This is a genomic window from Kocuria sp. CPCC 205231, from assembly GCF_040980965.1.
GTDB lineage: Bacteria > Actinomycetota > Actinomycetes > Actinomycetales > Micrococcaceae > Kocuria > Kocuria rosea.
In genome coordinates this window covers 71,514-90,320 of the sequence record NZ_JAVKPP010000016.1, presented here as the reverse complement: position 1 = coordinate 90,320, position 18,807 = coordinate 71,514, and the positions used below count along the sequence as shown (strand labels likewise).

The following is an 18,807-nucleotide window of genomic DNA, read 5'->3' as shown; positions in this document are numbered from 1 at the left end:
CCCCAGGCATGACAAAAGGCCCGAACCCACATCCGTGGGTTCGGGCCTTGCCGATGTCCTGAGACATCACAGTGGTTGCGGGGGCAAGATTTGAACTTGCGACCTCTGGGTTATGAGCCCAGCGAGCTACCGAACTGCTCCACCCCGCGGCGACATGTATGACTATACGTGCCGCGGGGTGGACCCGCAAATCGGCTACTCGGCGGGCTGCTCGGCCGGCTCCTCGGGGGCCAGGGCGCCCTCCGCCTCGGGGGCGACGACGCCGTCCGCCTCGAGCGCCCGCTCGATGGCGTCCTGCAGCCGCTGCTGGGCCTCGCCGTAGGACGTCCAGTCGCCGTCCTGCAGGGCCTCCTCGGACTCCTGGATCGCCTGGTTGGCGTCGCTGAGGGCGTCCTCGAGGCTGGCGCCGCCGGCCGGGGCCTCGGCCCCGTCCTCGCCGGCGCCGTCCGGGCTCCCGGCCTCCGCCTCGTCGACGCCCGCACCGGACGACGTCTGGGCCCCGGAGTCGCCCTGGAAGACCTCGTCGAGGGCCTCCTCGAGGGTCGGCGCGAAGCCCACCTCCTCGCCGAAGCCGACGAGGACGCGGCGCAGCGTCGGGTACGCGGCGTCGCCCGAGGACTGGACGTAGACGGGCTGCACGTAGAGCATGCCGCCGCCCGCGGGCAGGGTGAGCAGGTTGCCGTTGATGACCTCGGAGGCGCCCTGCCGGAGCAGGTTCAGTTCCGTGGAGACGTCGGTGTCCGAGTTGAACAGGTTCTGCGCCTGGCCCGGGCCCGGCACCACGGAGGAGCGCGGCAGCTCCAGGAGGCGCAGCGTCCCGTACTCGTCGCTCTTCACGCCGTCCTCGCCGGTGCCGGCGTCGGAGTTGGCGGAGAGGTACCCGTACATCACGTTGCGGGTGTTGCCCGTCTCCGACTGCTGCGGGATGAAGGAGGTGGTGAGCGAGAAGTTGGCCTCCTCCTCACCGGGCATCCGCATCGACAGGTAGTACGGGGGCAGCGCCACGTCCGAGTCCTGCGTCGGGTCGTTGGGCACGGACCACACGTCGTCGTTCTGGTAGAAGCTGCCGGAGTCCGTGACGTGGTAGCGGTTGAGCAGCTCCCGCTGGACCTTGAACATGTCCTGCGGGTAGCGCACGTGCGCCATGAGCTCCGCCGACATCTCGGAGTAGGGCTTGAGCGTGCTCGGGAAGACGTTCTGCCACGCCTTCAGCACCGGGTCCTGGTCGTCCCACGCGTACAGGTTCACCGAGCCGTCGTAGGCGTTGACCGTGGCCTTGACCGAGTTGCGGATGTAGTTGACCCGCTCCGGCGGCAGGGCCGCCGCGGCGCCCTGGGCGGTCTGCGTGTCCTGCGTCGCCTCCTGCAGCACCGACGGCGTCGAGTACGGGAAGGCGTCCGAGGTGGTGTAGGCGTCCACGATCCACTGGACCTGACCGTCGATGATGGCCGGGTACGGGGCGCCGTCGACCGTCAGGTACGGGGCGACCTTCTCGATGCGCTCGCGCGGGTCCCGGTCGTAGAGGATCTGCGACTCCGGGCGCACGGCGTCCGAGAGCAGCATGTCCGAGGACTGGAACTTGATGCCGTAGGCCAGCCGGTTGAAGAAGTTGCCGATGCTGGGCCCGCCGTTGCCGGCGAACGTCGTCTTGGCGTCGCCGGCCTCGTCGCCGGCCGTCTGCGGACGGTCCAGCTCGAGGGGCTCGTCGCCCTCGGCGCCGCCCACGATGGAGTACAGCGGGGAGTTCTCGCCGAAGTAGATGCGCGGCTCGTAGTCGTCCGAGATCACGCCCCGGGACGGGATGCCGGACTGCATGAACTGCGGCTTGCCGTCCACCTCGACCCGGTTGCCGTAGGCGGCGACCACGCCGTAGCCGTGGGTGTAGACCACGTGCTGGTTGAACCACCCCTGGTTCTGGTCGGGGTTCAGCTCACGCGTGGCGATGACGGTGTCCTGGACCTCGCCGTCGATCTCGTAGCGGTCCACGTTGAGGGTGTCCGGGAACTGGTAGTAGGGGCGGAACTGCTGCAGCTGCGAGAACGCCGCCGAGACCACGTTGGGGTCCAGCAGACGGATGTTCGAGGTGGTCTCGGTGTCCTGGCGCAGGGCGCCCTGCTCGGTCTCCGTGGTGGCGTCGTACGGCATGACCTCGGCCGCGTCCAGCCCGTAGGCCGACCGGGTGAGGTCGATGTTGCGCTGGATGTATTGGCTCTCCAGGGCCTGCTCGGTGGGCGTGACCTGGAAGCGCTGGACGATCCACGGGTAGATCCCGCCTGCCACCACCGCGACCACGAGCAGCATGGCGGTGCCGATGATCGGCAGCCGCCAGCGGCCGATGAAGGACGCGACGACGAACAGGATCGCGACGATCAGCGCGGCCGCCGCCAGGATCGCCTTGGTGGGGATCACGGCGTTGACGTCGGTGTACAGCGCGCCGGTCCACGTCCCGGACGTGGACTGCAGCGTGGAGTACCGGTCCAGCCAGAAGTTCGCGGCCTGGAGCAGCAGGAACAGCGCGGCCAGCACCCCCAGGTGCACACGGGACGCCCGGGTGGTGCTGAGCCCCCGCTCGGTGATCCGGATGCCGCCGTAGACGTAGTGCATCAGGATCCCCGCCACGCCGGCCAGCAGGATCGCCGAGACCAGGAACCCGATGAGGAAGCGCAGGAACGGGAGGGTGAAGACGTAGAAGCCGATGTCGAGGCCGAACTGCGGGTCCTCCTGGCCGAACGGCTCCTGGTTGAGGAACAGCAGCACGGTGTCCCACTGGGTCATCGCCGTGCTCGCCGCGAAGAGCCCGAAGAGCACGGGCACCACCACGATGACGATCTTGCGGACCGGCTCGAGGGCCTCCTGGTAGCGGCGCAGGTTGTCGTCCACGATGGACTCGGCCGTGATGGGCCGGCTGCGGTAGGCGAGGAAGAGGCTGGCGAACATCAGCGCCGCCACGAGCACGGCGGCGACCACGAAGATCACGATCTTCGTGACGTTCTCGGTGACGAACACGCTGAGGTAGCCCAGCTGGTCGTACCACAGCACGTCCGTGTAGAGCTGCGTCAGTCCCACGAAGGCGGCCACGAGGACCAGGACGACCACGACCGTCGGCCACAGCGCACCCCGTTTCCGCCGCTGTCCTGCTGGCTGCTGCCTCGGTGGTCGGGGGGCTGTGGGTCCGGCGGTCACTGGTTACCTCTGCAATCGGGGTCGTTCGTCAGGTGTGGTGCGTGAAGTCGTGGGGTGCGGCCTGCGTCGAGGAGGAGCGCCGCCGGCGGGTCGCCGGGGCACCCCGTCCATTCTGCCCGCGGGCTTCTCGGGGGTGCAATCGTGCACACGGCGCCCGTCATCGGGCGGCGCACCCCGGCAGCGCGGAGAGGTCCCCGCCGCTCCCGGCGGCCTCGGCGGCGGCCACGGCGTCGTCGAGGGTGCGCACGGACACGACCGTCAGCCCCTCGGGGACGTGGCCCTGCGCCTCGGCGCAGTTGTCCGCCGGGGCGAGGAAGACCTCCGCCCCGGCCGCCGCGGCCCCCTCGAGCTTCTGCCGGATGCCGCCGATGGGCCCCACCTCCCCCTCCGGGGTGATGGTGCCGGTGCCGGCCACGTGCCGGTCCCCGGCGATCGAGCCCGGGGTCATCTCGTCGACGATCCCCAGCGCGAACATCAGCCCCGCGCTGGGCCCGCCGACCTCGTCGAGCTCGAACGCCACGTCGATCGGGAAGTCGTAGGCGGCCAGCAGGAACACGCCGAGCTGCCAGTTCCCCGACGCCTCGTCGCGCACGGTGTCCACCTCGACGTCGCGCGGCGACCCGGCCCGCTCGACCTGCAGGGTGACGCCGCGCTCCCCCGCCGCGTCGAGAGCCGACTTGAGGGACGGCAGCGACGAAACGGGCTCCCCGTCCACGCCGCGCAGGACGTCGCCGTGCTCGAGCACCCCCTCCGCGGGGCCGCCCGGGACCGTGTCCTGCACGGAGAGCCGGGTGCTGAAGTCCTGGCCCAGGTGCGTCAGCGCGGCGGCGACCGAGTCCTCCTGCGAGCTGCTCATCGCCGCCATGCTGTACTGGTCGGCCTCCTCCCCCGACACGTCCCGGGGGTAGAGGGTGTCGGCCGGCACCACGGAGGCGGACGGGTCCAGCCAGGACCCGAGCACGGTGAGCACGTTGACGTTCTTGTTGGGCCCGCCGGTCACGTAGACCGTGGTCAGGTCCAGGACGGAGTCGCTCGGGTAGGTCGGGGCGCCGGAGACCCCCAGCAGCTGCCGGCCGTCGTGCTCCCCCACCGTGTTGAACGTGGGCCCGGGAGCCTCGATCACGAACGGGGCGGGCAGCACCGCCCCGGCCAGCAGCAGCCCGGCGGAGCCCAGCAGCGCCCAGGACTCGAGACCGCGGCGGCGCAGGGCGCGGCGCGGGCGGGGGGATGCGGTCACGGGCGGTCCTCGGCGTCGTCGTCGGAGGGACCGGAGGCTGTGAGGCCGCACGGTCCGGACGGTCCAGCTTATCGCGCGCGACCCGGCCCTGAGCTTCCAGCGAACTGGGAGTTGGCTCATGGTCGGCCCCGTCCGGTGCTCGCTACGCTGGGAGCAGAGACGTCGGGCACGCCCGTGCCGCCCGATCCCCCGACCCGATCGAAGAACGGTGGACCCATGACTCCCCAGCCTCCCAACGACCGCCCCGGGAACACCCCGGGCGACGACTCCGGCGACGGCCCCAAGGACCCCTTCCAGGAGATGCTCGAGCGCCTCATGGGGCAGAGCGGGATGAGCCCGGAGGACCTCCAGCGCGCCGGCGTGCCGGTGGACCCCCAGGCGATGTCGATGATGTTCCAGCAGATCCAGTCCATGATGGGCGCCGGGGCGTCCGAGGGACCGGTCAACTGGAAGCTCGCCCACGACCACGCGCGGCAGATCGCCGCCGCCGACGGCGACCCGTCGGTGACCCCCGCCCAGCGCGGCGCGGTCGAGGACGCGATGCGCCTCGCCGAGCTGTGGCTGGCCGACCACACCGAGTTCGGCCAGACCTCGATCCGGCCCCAGGCGTGGTCCCGCGCGGAGTGGATCGAGGCCACCCAGGAGACCTGGAAGGACATGACGGGCCCGGTCGCGGAGTCCGTGACGAAGGCGCTCACCGACGCCCTCACCCAGCAGCTGCCCCCCGAGCTGTCCGCCATGATGGGCGGGGCCTCGGGGATGCTCGCGGGCGCCGGCGGGATGCTGTTCGGGATCCAGCTGGGCCAGGCCATCGGCGGCCTGTCCCGCGAGGTGCTGTGCTCCACCGACATCGGCCTCCCGCTCGCGGAGGGCCGCTCCGGGCTGCTGCCCGCCAGCATCAGGGCCTTCGGCGAGGGCCTGGACATCCCCGCGCAGGAGATCATGCTCTACGTCGCCGTGCGGGAGGCGGCGCACGTCCGGCTGTTCGCGGCGAACCCGTGGCTGCGCCAGCACATCCTGGACCTCGTCAAGCGCTTCTCCGCGGGGATCCACATCGACATGTCCCGCATCGAGGAGGCCGCCCGGGACATCGACCCGATGGATCCCTCGAGCATGCAGGAGGCCCTGTCCTCCGGGATCTTCGCCCCGCAGCAGACCCCGGACCAGGAGGTCACCCTCAAGCGGCTCGAGACGGTGCTCGCCCTCGTGGAGGGCTGGGTGCACGTGGTCACCGTCGCCTCGACCGCCAACCTGCCCTCCGGGGAGGCCCTGTCCGAGACCGTCCGGCGGCGCCGCGCCGCCGGCGGGCCCGCCGAGCACGCGTTCGGCTCCCTCGTGGGGCTCGAGCTGCGCCCGCGCCGGCTGCGCGAGGCCGCGCAGTTCTGGGAGTACGTCGGCGAGCGTCGCGGGGTGGAGGACCGGGACGGCCTGTGGGACGCCGCGGAGCTGCTGCCCACCGACGAGGACCTGGACGACCCCGCGGGCTTCACCGAGCGCCGCGGGCTGCTCACCGCGTCCGAGGACGAGGTCGACGCCGCGCTCCAGCGGCTGCTCTCGGGCGGCTACGAGGGCCCCGACGGCGGGCCCGGCGCGGACGGCGGTCCGGCCACGGACCCTGCTCCCGGCGCGGACGGCGGGCCCGGCACGAGCGGCGGTCCCGGGCGGCCGGAGGACGACGGGCCTCAGGACGGGGACGGCTCCCGCTGATCCGCGCCGGCGCGTCCTGCGTGCCGGTGCGCCCACGCGGCGCCGTCCAGGAACGCCCGGGCCTTCTCGGCGAGGGGGTAGCGGGCCTCGAGCTCCCGGAACCGGGGACTGTGGTCGGCCTCGAGCAGGTGCGCGAGCTCGTGCACCAGCACGAAGTCGAGCACCCACTCCGGGGCCTGCTGGAGCTGCGCCGAGATCCGGATGACGCCGGTGGCCGGCGTCGCGGAGCCCCACCGGGTGTGCTGCCGCCCGGACCACCGCACGTCCGAGGGCCGGGCGCGGCCGTCGAGGTGTCGCCGCGACAGCTCGTGGGCGCGCTGCAGGAGGTGGTCGTCGGAGCGCCGGTCGGCGCCCTTGGCCGCCTCGCGGCGCCGGCGCTCCACGACCCGGGGCACCAGCTCCCGGGTCCAGTGCTCGATCTCCCGCCGGGTGGCCGTCTGGGGGACCGAAAGCACCACCGTGTCCTCGCTCCAGTGGGCGGACACGGTCTTGCGCCGGCGGGCGGAGCGGCGCACGACGACCTCGGGCTGCGACGGTACGGGCATGGGGCCATTGAACACGCCGCGGGCACGGGCCGCGAAACGCCGGCACGCGCCCATGTGCACGGCGCTCCGCCGTGCACTGTGGACGACCCGCCGGCGGGCGCGCCGCGGGCACGGTCCGGGCGAGAGTGACGACGTCCCGCCCGCGCGTCCCGGAAGGCGTCCCGTGCCCACCACTCCGTTCCCCGGCCCTCCTCAGGGTTCCCCGCACGACCCGGAACTGCGCCTGTCCTGTCTCGAGCGGCCCCGTCCGGACGAGGTGCACGTCCTGCTCCTGGGCCTGGACGGTCTCGCGGCGGCGCTGGCCGTGCGCCTGCTGCGCTGCGGCGTGCTCGGGCTCAACGTCAGCGACACCGCGCCCGTCGCGGCCGCCGACCTCGGGACCGGCGCGTACCGGCCCGCGGACGTCGGCCGGTCCCGCGAGGCGGCCCTGCGCCGGCGGCTGCGCGAGCTCGACCCCCGGTGCGCCCCCGTCAGCGCGCCGGAGCTGTTCCCCGGGGCGCTGCTGCCGGGCACGGTCGTGGTGCACAGCTCCGGGCGGCCCGCCCCGGACGGCCGGCTCCCGCCCGGAGCGGTGGAACCGGAGGCGTGGGCGGGGATCGACCCCCGCCACCCGGTGGTGTCGCTGCACCACGCCGACGGGGTCCTGCTGCGCTGGCCCACCGTGCCCTGGGCGCACCGGCCCTGCCCGGACTGCGTGCGGGCGACGCTCGAGCACACGCAGCCCCGCACGGCGCCGCACGGCCCCGCCGCCGTCCTCGCGGCGTGGGCGGGCGCGGCCCACGCGGAGGCCGTCGCGGTCCGCCTGGCCGTCGAGGTGCTCGCGGTGGCCCTGGACTCGCTGTGCGGCGCCGGAGCCGAGGGGCACGGGCACCGGGAGCAGGGCGGCGCGGGACGCGCCGCCCTCTACGCCCCGCCGTGGCCGGACGCGGTGTCCTGGCCGGAGCCGGACCGGAGCCGGTGCCTGTGCGGGCTCGATCAGGCGTGAGCGCGGGCGCCGCCCGGGCGGGACCGGCGCGGGGCCGGGCGGTCTCCGCCGGTCTCCCGCAGGGCGTCGAGGAAACGTGAGGGCTTGCGCGTGGGCCGGCCGCCCGGGGTGCGGGACAGGGTCCAGGACAGCACGAGGTGCTCCCGGGCGCGGGTGATGCCCACGTAGAGCAGCCGGCGCTCCTCGTCGATCTCGTCGGCGGTCTCGGCGAAGCCGATCGGCATGAGCCCCTCGCTGAGGCCCGCCAGGAACACGGCGTCCCACTCGAGGCCCTTCGCCGAGTGCAGGGACGCCAGGGTCACCCCGTTCATCACCGGGGCGTCCTGCTGGGCCATGCGCCGCTCGAGCTCCGCGGCGAAGTCGGGGAGCACGAACTGCTCCTCGCGGGCGGCGGCCTCCGCGGCCATCCGGTCCGCGAGGGAGACCAGCGCGGCCAGCGACTCCCACCGCTCGCGCACCGCGCCCGTGGAGCGCGGCGCGCGGTCCGAGTAGCCCAGCGAGGAGAGGATGTCGCGCACCAGGCGCGTGGGCTCGTCCGAGGCCTCGGCGGCCCGCGCCGCCGTGCGCAGCTGCACCACGGCCTGCTTGACCTCCGGCCGGTTGAAGAACCGCTCCGTGCCGCGCAGCTGGAAGCCGATGCCCGCCTCCGCGAGCGCGGTCTCGAAGGCCTGCGACTGCCCGTTGGTGCGGAAGAGGACGGCGATCTCGGACGCGGGCACACCGTCGTCGACCAGGTCCCGGATGCGCGCCGCGGTCCCCGCCGCCTCGGCCTCGTCGTCCGCGTACTCGTTCCAGGACGGGGGCGGCCCGTCCGGGCGCTGCGCCACGAGGCGCAGCGGCGTGGCCCAGGCGCCGGGGGTCGAGCCCCGCGCCGGCCGGCGGGCCGCGAGCAGACGATTGGCGGTCTCCACGACCTGCGGGGTGGAGCGGTAGTCGCGCACGAGCTCGATCACCCGCGCCTGCGGGTGCCGGGCCGGGAACTCGAGCAGGTGCCGGGAGGTGGCCCCGGTGAACGAGTAGATCGTCTGGGAGGCGTCGCCCACCACGCAGACGTCGTCCCGGCCCCCGAGCCAGGCGTCGAGGAGACGCTGCTGCAGCGGGGAGACGTCCTGGTACTCGTCGACCACGAAGTGCCGGTACTGCTCGCGCACGGTCGCGGCGACGCGCTCGTCCTCCTCGAGCACGGCCACCGTGAGCAGCAGGACGTCCTCGAAGTCGATCAGGTGCCGGTCGGTCTTGAGCTCCTCGTAGGACTGGTACAGGCGCTGGACCGTGCGCACGTCGTAGTTCAGCGGCATCTCCCGCCCGGCCGCCCGCGTCGGATAGGTGTCGGGGGTCAGCATCGAGACCTTGGCCCACTCGATCTCGGCGGCGAGGTCCCGCACGGCCGCGCGGTCCGTGGACAGGCGCATGTTCTGCGCGGCCTCGGTGATGAGCCGCGCCTTGTGCTCCACGAGCCCGGGCAGGGGCCCGCCCACGGCCTGGGGCCAGAAGTACTGCAGCTGGCGCAGGGCCGCGGCGTGGAACGTGCGCGTCTGCACCCCGGCGGCCCCGAGCTCGCGCAACCGGTTGCGCATCTCGTTGGCGGCGCGGGCGGTGAACGTCAGGGCCAGGACCTTCTGCGGGGTGTAGACGCCCGTGGCGATGCCGTAGGCGATCCGGTGTGTGATGGCCCGGGTCTTGCCCGTGCCGGCGCCCGCGAGCACGCACACGGGTCCGCGCAGCGTGGTCGCGACCTCCCGCTGCTCGGGGTCCAGGCCGGCGAGGATGCGCTCCTCGAGGGTCGACTCCACGTCCGTGCCGGTCTCGCTGCTGGTCACCACGCGGTCTCCGGCAGGTCCTCGCCGAGCCAGTGCGCGATGAGCGCGTGCGCGATCGAGACCCGCCCGGGCAGGGTCACGGACCCGGTGCGCGCCGCCTCCCGCAGCTGAGCCCGCGTGAACCAGCGCAGCTCCAGGATCTCCTGGCCGTCCGGGACGGCCGCGCCGGAGCGCACCACGGCGCGGCAGCCGAGCATCAGGGAGCGCGGGAACGGCCAGGGCTGGGAGCCCAGGTACTGCACGTCCCCCACGGTCAGGCCCGCCTCCTCGGCGACCTCGCGGACCACGGCCTGCTCCAGGGACTCCCCCGGCTCCACGAACCCGGCGAGGGTCGAGAACCGGTTGCCCTTCCAGAGCGCGGAGCGGCCGAGCAGCAGCCGCTCCCGGTCGGGGTCGGGGTCGCCGTCACTGACCGCCACGATGATCGCGGGGTCGGTGCGCGGGAAGTGCAGCGACTCGTCGTTGGGGCACCGCCGGGCCCAGCCGGACCGGATCACCTCGGTGGGCTCCCCGCACTGCGGGCACCGGGGGTGATCCCGGTGCCACAGTCCCACGGACTGGGCGGTGACGAGCAGCGAGGTGTCCCCGGTCGGGAGCACCGGGCCGAGCTCCCGCAGGCCGGCCCAGCGCAGCTCCTCCCCGCCCCGGCCGGAGGCGAACGCGGTGACGGCCGCCACGAGGGGCTCGGGCACCGCGAAGGGCTCCGCCGCGGCGTCCTCGCCCCCGGGCTCGGGGGCGGCGACGGCGCGCAGCAGGACGCGGGGGCCGGGGGCCCCGTGGGCGCCGGGCAGCCGGCCCAGGTAGACCTCCGGCCGGCGCGGGTCGTGGGGCACGGCCGGGAGCTCGGCCGCGGGCACCAGGACCAGGGCGTCCCCGGCCACGGGGGCGAGACCGCCCGCGAGCACGAGCACGAGCGTGGTGGGGTCCTGCGCGGCGAGCACGCGCACGTCGTGGAGCTCACGGTCGACGGCGTCGCGGTCGAAGGCCGTCGCCGCGAACGGTAGGCGGGCCGGCGAGAGACGCTCGGGGGCGGGCACGGGGCGGGAGCCGGAAACGGGCTCGGAAGGGGTGGAGGCGGGCACGTCCCCCACTGTAGCGACCCGGGCGGACCACGGGTCCGGCGGGTGGGGACGGGGACGGCCGCCGGACCTCTTGCAGGGCCGGGCCTCTTGTAGGGTGGACGGCGTGAGCACGTCCCTCGAGCACCTGGCCGCCGTCGCCGCCGCAGGCGTCCCCGGACTCGCACCCGTGGCCGTGGGGCCCTCCCCCGACGACGACGCCGACTTCCGCTCCGCCGTGGTCCTCGACGCCTCCGGCCGGCGCTGGCGGGTGCGTTCCCCGCTGAGCCCCGAGGCGAGCGTCCGCCTGGAGACCGAGCACCTCGTGCTCCGCTCCTTCACCCCCGCCGTCCGGTCGCGTCTCCCGTTCCTGGTCCCCACCGCCGCCGGCTCCGTGGCGCACGGGGACCTGCACGCCTTCGTGCACTCCCACATCGAGGGCGCCCCGCTGGACATCGACGCGCTCGCCCGCATGGCCGCCGAGCCGGACCCCGAGCACCACCGGCACGTGCCGAGCGCCGAGCCGCCCCCGACGCTCACCGTGCAGCTCGGGCGGCTCCTGGCAGCGATCCACGCCCTGCCGACCGCGCTGGTCCTGGACGCCGATCTGCCCGGCTACACCGCCGAGCAGTGCCGGCAGCGGCGCCGCACGGAGCTGCGCCGGGCCGCCGACACGCGGCGCGTGCCGGCCGCGCTGCTGCACCGGTGGGAGCAGGTCCTGGAGGACCGTGCCGTGTGGCGGTTCCGGCCGCGCGTGGTCCACGGCGACCTGCAGGAGGACGACCTCGTGATCTCCCGCGGACGGGTGCGCGGGGTGACCGGGTGGACCGACCTGCACGTGGGGGATCCCGCCGAGGACTTCGCGTGGCTCTTCGCGGCGCGCGACGCCCGCCTCGCCGAGGGGGTGCTCGAGGCCTACGCCGCGGCCTGCCGCCGCACGTCCTTCCAGGCGCCCGACGGGGCACCGGACCCGCACCTGCTGGACCGGGCCCGGCTGGACGCCGAGCTCGCCCTGGCGCAGTGGCTCGTGCGCGGCGTGGACCGCGGCGCGCAGGACCTGGTGGCCGACGCGGAGCAGATGCTCGCCACGCTCGAGCAGGACGTCGCCCGGCGCCCCGAGCCGGTCGCGGCCGCCCCGGAGACCGCGCCGGCGGCCCCGGGGCAGGACGACGCCTCCCAGGACGCGGCCCCGGACCGCGCGCCCGGGGACACCGCCCCGGCCGGCGGCCCCGAGGCCCCCTCCGGCCGGACGCCGCCGACGGGACCGGGCGGCGGCCCCGCTCAGGGGCGCAGCACCACGTCGTAGGCCTCCCGGACCACCGCCTCGAGCTCCTCGGCCCCGGACAGGTCGTGCGGACGGACGACCCGGTCCTCGGCCACGTAGTAGAACGCGGCGGTGACCTCCTCGAGCGGGACGGCCCGCAGCCGGGACCACGCGAGCCGGTACACGGCCAGCTGCGCCGACCGCTCCTGCAGCTCCCGGCCGGAGGGTGCCCGCCCGGTCTTCCAGTCGACCAGTTCCCACGTGCCGTCGCCGTTGCGGAAGACGGCGTCCACCCGGCCGCGGACCGTGACCCCGGCGATCGGGGTCTCGAGGGGGAACTCCACGGCGTACGGCTGGCGGTCGGCCCACGGGCTGGAGCGGAACGTCGCCGCGAGCTCGGGGAGGTCGTAGGCCGCGTCGACGTAGTCGTCGGCGGTCCCGGGCAGCTCCCCGACGTCGAAGATCGCGGAGCTGCCGTAGTACTGCTCGATCCAGGCGTGGAAGGTGGTGCCGCGCCGCGCCGCGGTGCCGGGCCGGCGCGGCATGGGCCGGCGCAGGCCCGACACGACCTCGAGCGGATCGCGCGCGAGCGCCACGAGGGTCGAGGCCGAGACGTGGGACGGCATGGGGACGGTCCGCTCGGCCCGGCCGTCCTCGTGCCGGGCGAGCAGGATCTTCGCCTCCTCGGACCACCGGCGCGGGTCCGGCGCGAGCCCGTCCCGCTCCGCGACGCCGAGCAGGTCCTCGACGTCGAGGTCCGCGGTGTCCTCGAAGCCGCGCTCCCGCACCGCGCGGGCGGCCCGCTCGAGCACGGCCCGGCGGCCCCGGTGCGGGGGCGGGCTCACGCGCACGGCGCTGTGCCCGTACTCGTCCGTCACGGTCTCGGTGACCTCGGGGCCCTCCAGCGGGTCGTACGGCCAGGGGGCGCTCAGCACGGTGGCGGCGGCCGGGTTGCGGGCCCCCTCCGGGACCTCGGCCCAGGGGCCCGGGCGGACGGACGGCTCGGGGCCCTCGGTGAGCGGTGCCAGCTCCGCGACGAACACGGAGGGCTCCTGGCCCTTCGCGGCCGTGCCCCGGAACACGGTGCAGGACAGTTCCAGGACCTCGCGGGCCCGGGTCACGGCCACGTAGGCGAGACGGCGCTCCTCGTCCTCGGCGTGCTGGGCGGCGAGCTCCAGGAACTCCGTGTGGGACTCCTCGAGGGCCTTGAGGTCGCTCGTGTCCACGGCCCACTGCGGCAGGAACCGGGCGTCACCGCGCAGCGGCCAGGCCAGGGTCCCGGTGTCGAGGGTCCAGCGGGAGGGCCGGTCGGTCGGGAAGTTCCCGGCGTTGAGTCCCGGGACGTAGACGTGGTCCCACTCGAGGCCCTTGGAGGCGTGGACCGTGACGAGCTGGACGGCGTCGTGCCGCGTGCGGTCGGGGCCGGGCTCGAGCCCGTTCTCCTCCGCCAGGGTGACGTCGAGCCACGCGAGGAACGCCGAGACGTCGCTGCTCGCGGAGAACGCGGTGAAGGACTGCGCGGCCTCGTGGAACGCGTCCAGGTTGCGCCGCGCCTGGTGGACGGGGCGGTGGGGGTGCGCGGCGACCTCGACGTCGAGGCCGAGCACCGTCTCCACCTCGTGCAGCAGGCTCGGCAGGTCGTCGGAGAGGAAGGAGCGCAGGTGGTCCAGCTCCGTCCGCAGCCGGATCAGGCGCTCCCGCGCGGTCTCGGACAGGGTGCGGGCGTGCGCGGACGTCCAGCCCGGCCACGGGAGGGTCTCGAGGGCCTCGATCAGCGACGCGTGGTCGGAGAGGTCGGGCTCGACGAGGGCGTCCTCCTGGGCCTCCTCCGCGGTGACCGGGCTCTCGAGGTCCTCGGCCCGGCCCGCCTGCGCGGCCTCCGTGCGGCGGCGTTCCAGGTGGGACGCCCAGTCGGCGAGGGCCATGAGATCCCGGGTCCCGATCCGCCAGCGGGCCCCCGCGAGCAGCCGCACGAGCGCGTCCGAGCGGCCGGGGTCGTCCAGCACCCGGAGGGTCGCGACGACGTCGGAGACCTCCGGCGTGCTGAGCAGCCCGCCCAGGCCCACGACCTCGTAGGGGATGCCGCGGGCGGCGAGCTCCCGGCGCACGGGCTCGATCTGGGAGCGCTTGCGGCAGAGCACCGCCATGGTGGGCATCTGCTCCTCCGGGTCGCCGCGGTGCTGCTCCCGGCGCTCCCGGACGCGCTCCGCGAGCGCGACGGCCTCCTCGACGTCGGTCGCGTACCGGCTGATCCGCACCTGGCCGGTGCCCGCCCCGGGACGCGGGGTGAGCTCGGGGACGGCGAGGGAGGACGTGCTGCGCGCCCACGCCGGCAGGGTCCGCAGGGGCGCGGCGATGGTGTTGGCGACGTCCAGGATGCTCGCATCGTTGCGCCACGCCGTGGTGAGGAAGCTGGGCTCCCCGTCCTGGCCGGGCGCGACCGGGAAGGAGTCGTAGAAGCCGAAGAGCTGCCCGGAGGAGGCCCCGCGGAAGCCGTAGATCGACTGCTGGGGGTCGCCCACGGCCATCACGGAGTGCCCCTGCCCGAAGAGCGCGGCGAAGAGCCGCAGCTGGGCGTGCGAGGTGTCCTGGAACTCGTCGAGCAGCACCACCCGGTGTCGCTCCCGCTCGGTCCGGCGGGCTGCCGGGTCCTGCTCCGCGAGCCGGGCGGCGGCGGAGAGGAGGTCGCCGAAGTCCATGGCCTGGGCCTCGCGCTTGCGCCGGGCGAAGTCGGCCACGAGCTCGGCGAGGACCCACGCGGTGCGCTGGTTGTCCTCGACCTTCTTCAGCTGGGCGCCCAGGGTCTTCTTCCGGCGCCCCGGCGGTGTCGTGGCCAGCGCGCCGAGCAGCTCGGCCGCGAAGCGCTCCACGTCCGCCGGGTCCACGAGGTGCTCCGCGCACGCCGAGGCGAGGTCGAGGACGGCGGCGACCATGGTCGACTTCGCGGGCATGGTCTCGAGCAGCTCCCCGGTCCAGGCCTCCACGGTCTGCGCGGCGAGCTGCCACGTCCGGGCCTGGCCCAGCAGCGTGGTGTCCGGCTCGACCCCGATCCGCAGCCCGTAGTTGCGCACGAGCGTGTTGGCGTAGGAGTGGTAGGTGCTGACCGTGGGGTCCTGGGGAGCGGCCGGCAGGTCGTCCTCCTCGGCGTGGGCCGGAGCGACGAGCCCCTGGGCGCGCAGCCGGGCGAGCCGGGAGCGCATGCGCTCCCCCAGCTCGCCGGCGGCCTTGCGGGTGAAGGTCACGCCGAGGACCTGGTCCGGGGCGACGACCCCGTTGGCCACGAGCCAGACCACCCGGTCGACCATGGTCGCGGTCTTGCCCGAGCCCGCGCCCGCGACCACCAGCCGGGGGGTGAGCGGGGCCGAGATCACGGCCGACTGCTGGGCCGTGGGGAGGTTGCCGCCGAGCAGCTCGGCCAGCTCCTCGGGACTGTACCGGGGCTCGACGCCGCCGTAGGGGTGCTCGGCGGCGTCGAGCCGGGTGCGGTCGTCGGGGGCGTCGGTCATGGGCGCTGTCGTCTCCTGCTGTCCGGGTGGGACGGGGCCGGGATCCGTCCGAACGGTCCTCACGGTTCGCTCACCTGCCGCCCCTCGGCGCACAGCGGGCAGATCTGCGGCAGCTTGCACCCGTGCCCGTTAAAGGCGCCCTCGGCCTGGTCGTGGCGGGCGGTGAACCGTTCCCCGGCCACGAGCTCCGCGGCCCGGGTGATCAGGTCCCGCGCCCACGTGGCGTCCGGGTCGAGGGGGTCCTGCTGCTGCACGGAGGGGGACTTGGCCCGGGTGCCGAGCTGGACGAGCAGGGCGCCGCCGGAGAGCTCCGTCACGGTGCCGCCGGGCAGCTCGAGGACGGTCTCGTCCTGACCCGCGACCATGGCTGTGCCCGCTCCCGCCGTGAGCGCCACCTGGTAGGCCGCGAGCTGCGGGTGCTCGGCGATCTTCGCCCCGGCGGGCTGGTTCCGGCCGGTCTTGAGGTCGACGACGACGTAGCGGCCCTGCTCGTCGAGCTCCAGGCGGTCCACGCGGCCCCGGAGCAGGGCGTCGCGCGCCCGCCCCTGGACGAGCACGCTGAACGCCCCCTCCACGGAGGCCAGCCGGCGGCCGTGCTTGCTGCGGGCGTCCAGGACGTACTGGGCGAACTTGCGCAGCATCTGCCGGGCCCGTTCGAGCTGGACCGCGGACTCCCAGGTCTCCGGCAGCCCCAGCGTGGGCCAGCGGCGCTCGAGCTCGGCGACGAGCTCGGTGCCCGACGCCTCCGGCAGCTCCTCGGCGATGGCGTGCACGAGTGAGCCGAGGCTGCGGCTGAGGTCGGTCGCGGCCTCGGCCCGCGAGGCGGCCACGAACCAGTCGAGCGGGGACCGGTGGATGGTCTCGATCCGGGACGGGGAGACGGGCACGGGGACCCCGTCGTCGAAGACGGGCGCCGTGCTGGAGAGTTCCGCGGCGCCCCACCAGGTGTCGGGGTGGGCGCCGGGCACCGGGCGCGGGGAGGAGGAGATGCGGTGGAGCAGCCGGGCCGCGGCCTCCGAGCGCACGGGGTCCTCCTCGTGCAGCTGGACCCACTGCCGCAGCTCGGCCACGAGGGCGCGCAGGGTCATGGGCCGGGGGGCGTCCACCACGGCCCGGGCGCCGTCCCCGGGCCGCGAGCCCGGGGGGTCGACGAGGTCGAGGAACTCCGAGGGCTGCTCGTCCTCGCCGGAGGCCGCCGTGACCACGAGCGTGCCGCAGCTGCGGGAGACGGCTGCGGAGAAGGAGCGCAGCTCGTCGTGGCGGACCTCGCGCATGCGGGTGACCGGGGTGACCCGCGCGGCCTGGTCGACGCCGAGGTCGAGCGCGTCCGTGAGCAGGTCCGCGCCGAGCAGCTGCCCGCGCAGGCGGGTGTTGGGCCACACGCCCTCCTGCACGCCGGCGACGAAGACCACCGGCCACTGCCGGCCCGCGGCGGTGGCGGGCGTCATGATCTCGACCGTCTCGTCGGTCGGGGCGCGGGCGGCCAGGGTGTCCATGGGCAGCTCCTGGTTGTCGATGTAGTCCAGGAACTGGGCGGGGCCGGCCCCGGGAAGGTGGTCCACGTAACGCTCGGCGGACTCGAACAGGCCCACCACGGCGTCGAGGTCGCGGTCGGCCCGCTCCCCCGCCGGGCCGCCCTCCAGTGCCCGGCGCCGCCAGGACTCGGCGACCCCGGCCGCCTCCCACAGCACCCACAGGACGGTCTCGGCCGTGGCGCCCTCCTCCCGGAGGGCACGGGTCCCGGCCGCGAGCATCCGGGCGATCCGGCGGGCCGGCACGGAGCGCACGCCGGCGGCGTCGAGCGCCCCGGGGGCCACGAGGGCCTCCACGAGCAGGTCGTCGCTGGTGCGCCGACCCCCCGCGGCGAGCTCCTCCGCCCGGAGCCGCTGGCGGAACCGGCGGACGTCCATCGGGGAGGCGTTGCCGATCCGCGAGGAGAGCAGGTCGACGGCCGCCTGGACCGTGAGGGCGCCGAAGTGCGCGTCCTCCTCGCGGTCCGCGGCCGCCGCGGCGGCCTCGGTCACGATGCGCAGGGCACCCAGCAGCGGGCGCACCGCGGGCTCGTCGCGCACCGGCGTCTCCGCGGCGGAGGTGCTGACGGGCACCCCGAGGGCGGAGAGCTGGCGCTCGAGCCCCTCCAGGTAGCGGCCGTTGCGCACGACCACGGCCATGTCCGCCAGCGGGACGCCGTGCACCAGGTGGCGCTCCAGGACCTGGTGCGCGATCCAGCGGGCCTCGTGCAGCGGCGAGGAGAGCACCACCGTGGTGACCTCTCCGGGCGCCGCGCGGTCTCCGGTGCCGTCCACCGCGACGTCGGCCGGCGCGGTCGCGGTGTCCGCGCCGTGGCCCGTGTCCGCAGCGCCCGGGGCGCTCCCGGCGGGCCGGAGGGCGCGGGGGTGCCGGGCCCCGGCCACGGCGGGGATCCGCTCCGCCACGCGCTGCCACACCTCCGCGACGGCCCCGGGCATCCGCCGGCTCGTGCCCAGGGGGTGCCGCCGCAGGGGGCGCGCGGGCTCGGCGAGCCGGTCCTCGAGGGTGCGCAGCAGGTCCGGGCGGGCCCCGCGGAAGCCCTGGACCACGGTGTCCGTGCAGGCGGTCAGCACGGTGTCCCGTCCCCGGCACAGCACGGCGAGCAGCCGGTGGATCGAGGGCGTCGCCTCGTGCAGGTCGTCGACGAGCACGAGGTCGAGGCGCTCCTGCTCGGCCCGCAGGAACTCCGGCTGCTCCTCGAGGACCCGCGCGGCCTCCGTGACGAGGGCCGCCGGGTCGTAGGACTCCGGCATCCGCAGCCGGCGCACGGCCTGGTACTCGGCCTGCATCGTGGCGGCCGCCGCCCAGTCCGGGCGCTCCAGGCGCCGGGCGAGGCGGCGGAGGTCGTCGGGGGCGAGGTCGTACTCGGACATGCGGTCGAAGAGCTCGCGCACCTCCTGCCGGAAGCCGCGGGTGGCGAGCGCCTCCCGGAGGTCCGGGGGCCACACGACGGGGGCCCCGAAGCCGGCGGCGTGCCCGGCCATGAGCTCGCCGATCAGCACGTCCTGCTCCGGGCCGGACAGCAGCTTGGGTCCGTGCGCGACGCCCGGGAGCAGTCCCTGGTTCTGGGCCCGCCGGAGCAGGTCGAAGGCGTAGGACTGCCAGGCCCGCACGGGCGGGGAGCTCATGGTGGCCGAGACCGCGGCCGTGAGGTCGTCCCGCAGCCGGGCCGCCGAGAGCCGGGACGGCGTGAGCACGAGCAGCCGGTCCGGGTCCAGGCCCCCGCCGATCCGGCGGGCCGCCAGCTCCACGAGCACCCGGGTCCGCCCGGTCCCGGGGCCGCCGAGCACGAGCCGGGGGCCGCACCCGGCCGGGAGCCCGGCGATCTCCTCCTGCTCGGGGTTCGGCCGCCACGGGGCGCGCTCCGGCGCGGAGCCGTGCGGCGGCACCAGGGTCCAGCGCACCGGCCCCGCCCCGGGCAGGGCGGAGCTCGTGGCGTGGGTGCTGTCCTCGGTGTGCCGCATGGGTCTCA

10 protein-coding genes and 1 tRNA gene are annotated in these 18,807 nt (G+C 75.1%); 3 read left to right on the top strand and 8 right to left on the bottom strand.

Features of this window, described 5'->3' with window-relative positions:
* Positions 1 to 72 precede the first annotated feature (72 nt).
* The 3 genes from RF640_RS15735 to RF640_RS15725 all read right to left on the bottom strand — a co-directional run bounded on the left by RF640_RS15735 (position 73) and on the right by RF640_RS15725 (position 4,420).
* Positions 73 to 149, bottom strand: a tRNA-Met gene (locus RF640_RS15735).
* A 46-nt stretch (positions 150 to 195) separates the two neighbouring features.
* Complete coding sequence (locus RF640_RS15730; protein ID WP_031283016.1) at positions 196 to 3,183, bottom strand: UPF0182 family protein; 2,988 nt, start codon at positions 3,181 to 3,183, stop codon at positions 196 to 198.
* Between the two features lie 157 nt (positions 3,184 to 3,340).
* On the bottom strand, positions 3,341 to 4,420 hold the full coding sequence (locus RF640_RS15725) for a PDZ domain-containing protein (RefSeq protein WP_109222094.1): 1,080 nt from the start codon (positions 4,418 to 4,420) through the stop codon (positions 3,341 to 3,343).
* A gap of 216 nt (positions 4,421 to 4,636) precedes the next feature.
* Between RF640_RS15725 and RF640_RS15720 the strand changes: the two genes are divergently transcribed.
* Positions 4,637 to 6,127: a zinc-dependent metalloprotease gene (locus RF640_RS15720; protein ID WP_109222093.1), complete on the top strand. Its 1,491-nt coding sequence runs from the start codon at positions 4,637 to 4,639 to the stop codon at positions 6,125 to 6,127.
* Here RF640_RS15720 and RF640_RS15715 read toward each other — a convergent pair.
* Positions 6,103 to 6,672: a M48 family metallopeptidase gene (locus tag RF640_RS15715; RefSeq protein WP_035927587.1), complete on the bottom strand. Its 570-nt coding sequence runs from the start codon at positions 6,670 to 6,672 to the stop codon at positions 6,103 to 6,105. The two genes, RF640_RS15720 and RF640_RS15715, sit on opposite strands and share 25 nt — an antisense overlap.
* A gap of 163 nt (positions 6,673 to 6,835) precedes the next feature.
* Here RF640_RS15715 and RF640_RS15710 point away from each other — a divergent pair, with 163 nt between their 5' ends.
* Entirely contained in the window at positions 6,836 to 7,657 is an 822-nt protein-coding gene (locus RF640_RS15710) for a ThiF family adenylyltransferase (protein ID WP_158279204.1), read from the top strand.
* Here RF640_RS15710 and RF640_RS15705 read toward each other — a convergent pair.
* Both RF640_RS15705 and nudC read right to left on the bottom strand, forming a co-directional pair.
* Positions 7,648 to 9,480 (bottom strand): ATP-dependent helicase, encoded by a 1,833-nt coding sequence (locus RF640_RS15705; protein WP_017833443.1) that lies wholly within the window; start codon positions 9,478 to 9,480, stop codon positions 7,648 to 7,650. The two genes, RF640_RS15710 and RF640_RS15705, sit on opposite strands and share 10 nt — an antisense overlap.
* A complete protein-coding gene (gene nudC, locus RF640_RS15700; RefSeq protein WP_258299430.1) occupies positions 9,474 to 10,559 on the bottom strand; it encodes an NAD(+) diphosphatase in 1,086 nt (361 codons plus the stop codon). Before nudC ends, RF640_RS15705 begins: the two co-directional genes overlap by 7 nt.
* A 103-nt stretch (positions 10,560 to 10,662) precedes the next feature.
* On the opposite strand from nudC, the gene RF640_RS15695 reads away from it, so the two are divergent.
* Positions 10,663 to 11,841, top strand: a complete 1,179-nt coding sequence (locus tag RF640_RS15695) for a phosphotransferase (protein ID WP_172604371.1) — start codon at positions 10,663 to 10,665, stop codon at positions 11,839 to 11,841.
* Here the strand turns inward: RF640_RS15695 and RF640_RS15690 are convergent.
* On the bottom strand, positions 11,817 to 15,305 hold the full coding sequence (locus RF640_RS15690; RefSeq protein WP_368828358.1) for an ATP-dependent helicase: 3,489 nt from the start codon (positions 15,303 to 15,305) through the stop codon (positions 11,817 to 11,819). The two genes, RF640_RS15695 and RF640_RS15690, sit on opposite strands and share 25 nt — an antisense overlap.
* Positions 15,306 to 15,364: 59 nt before the next feature.
* Positions 15,365 to 18,799: an ATP-dependent helicase gene (locus RF640_RS15685; RefSeq protein ID WP_368828357.1), complete on the bottom strand. Its 3,435-nt coding sequence runs from the start codon at positions 18,797 to 18,799 to the stop codon at positions 15,365 to 15,367.
* Positions 18,800 to 18,807 lie beyond the last annotated feature (8 nt).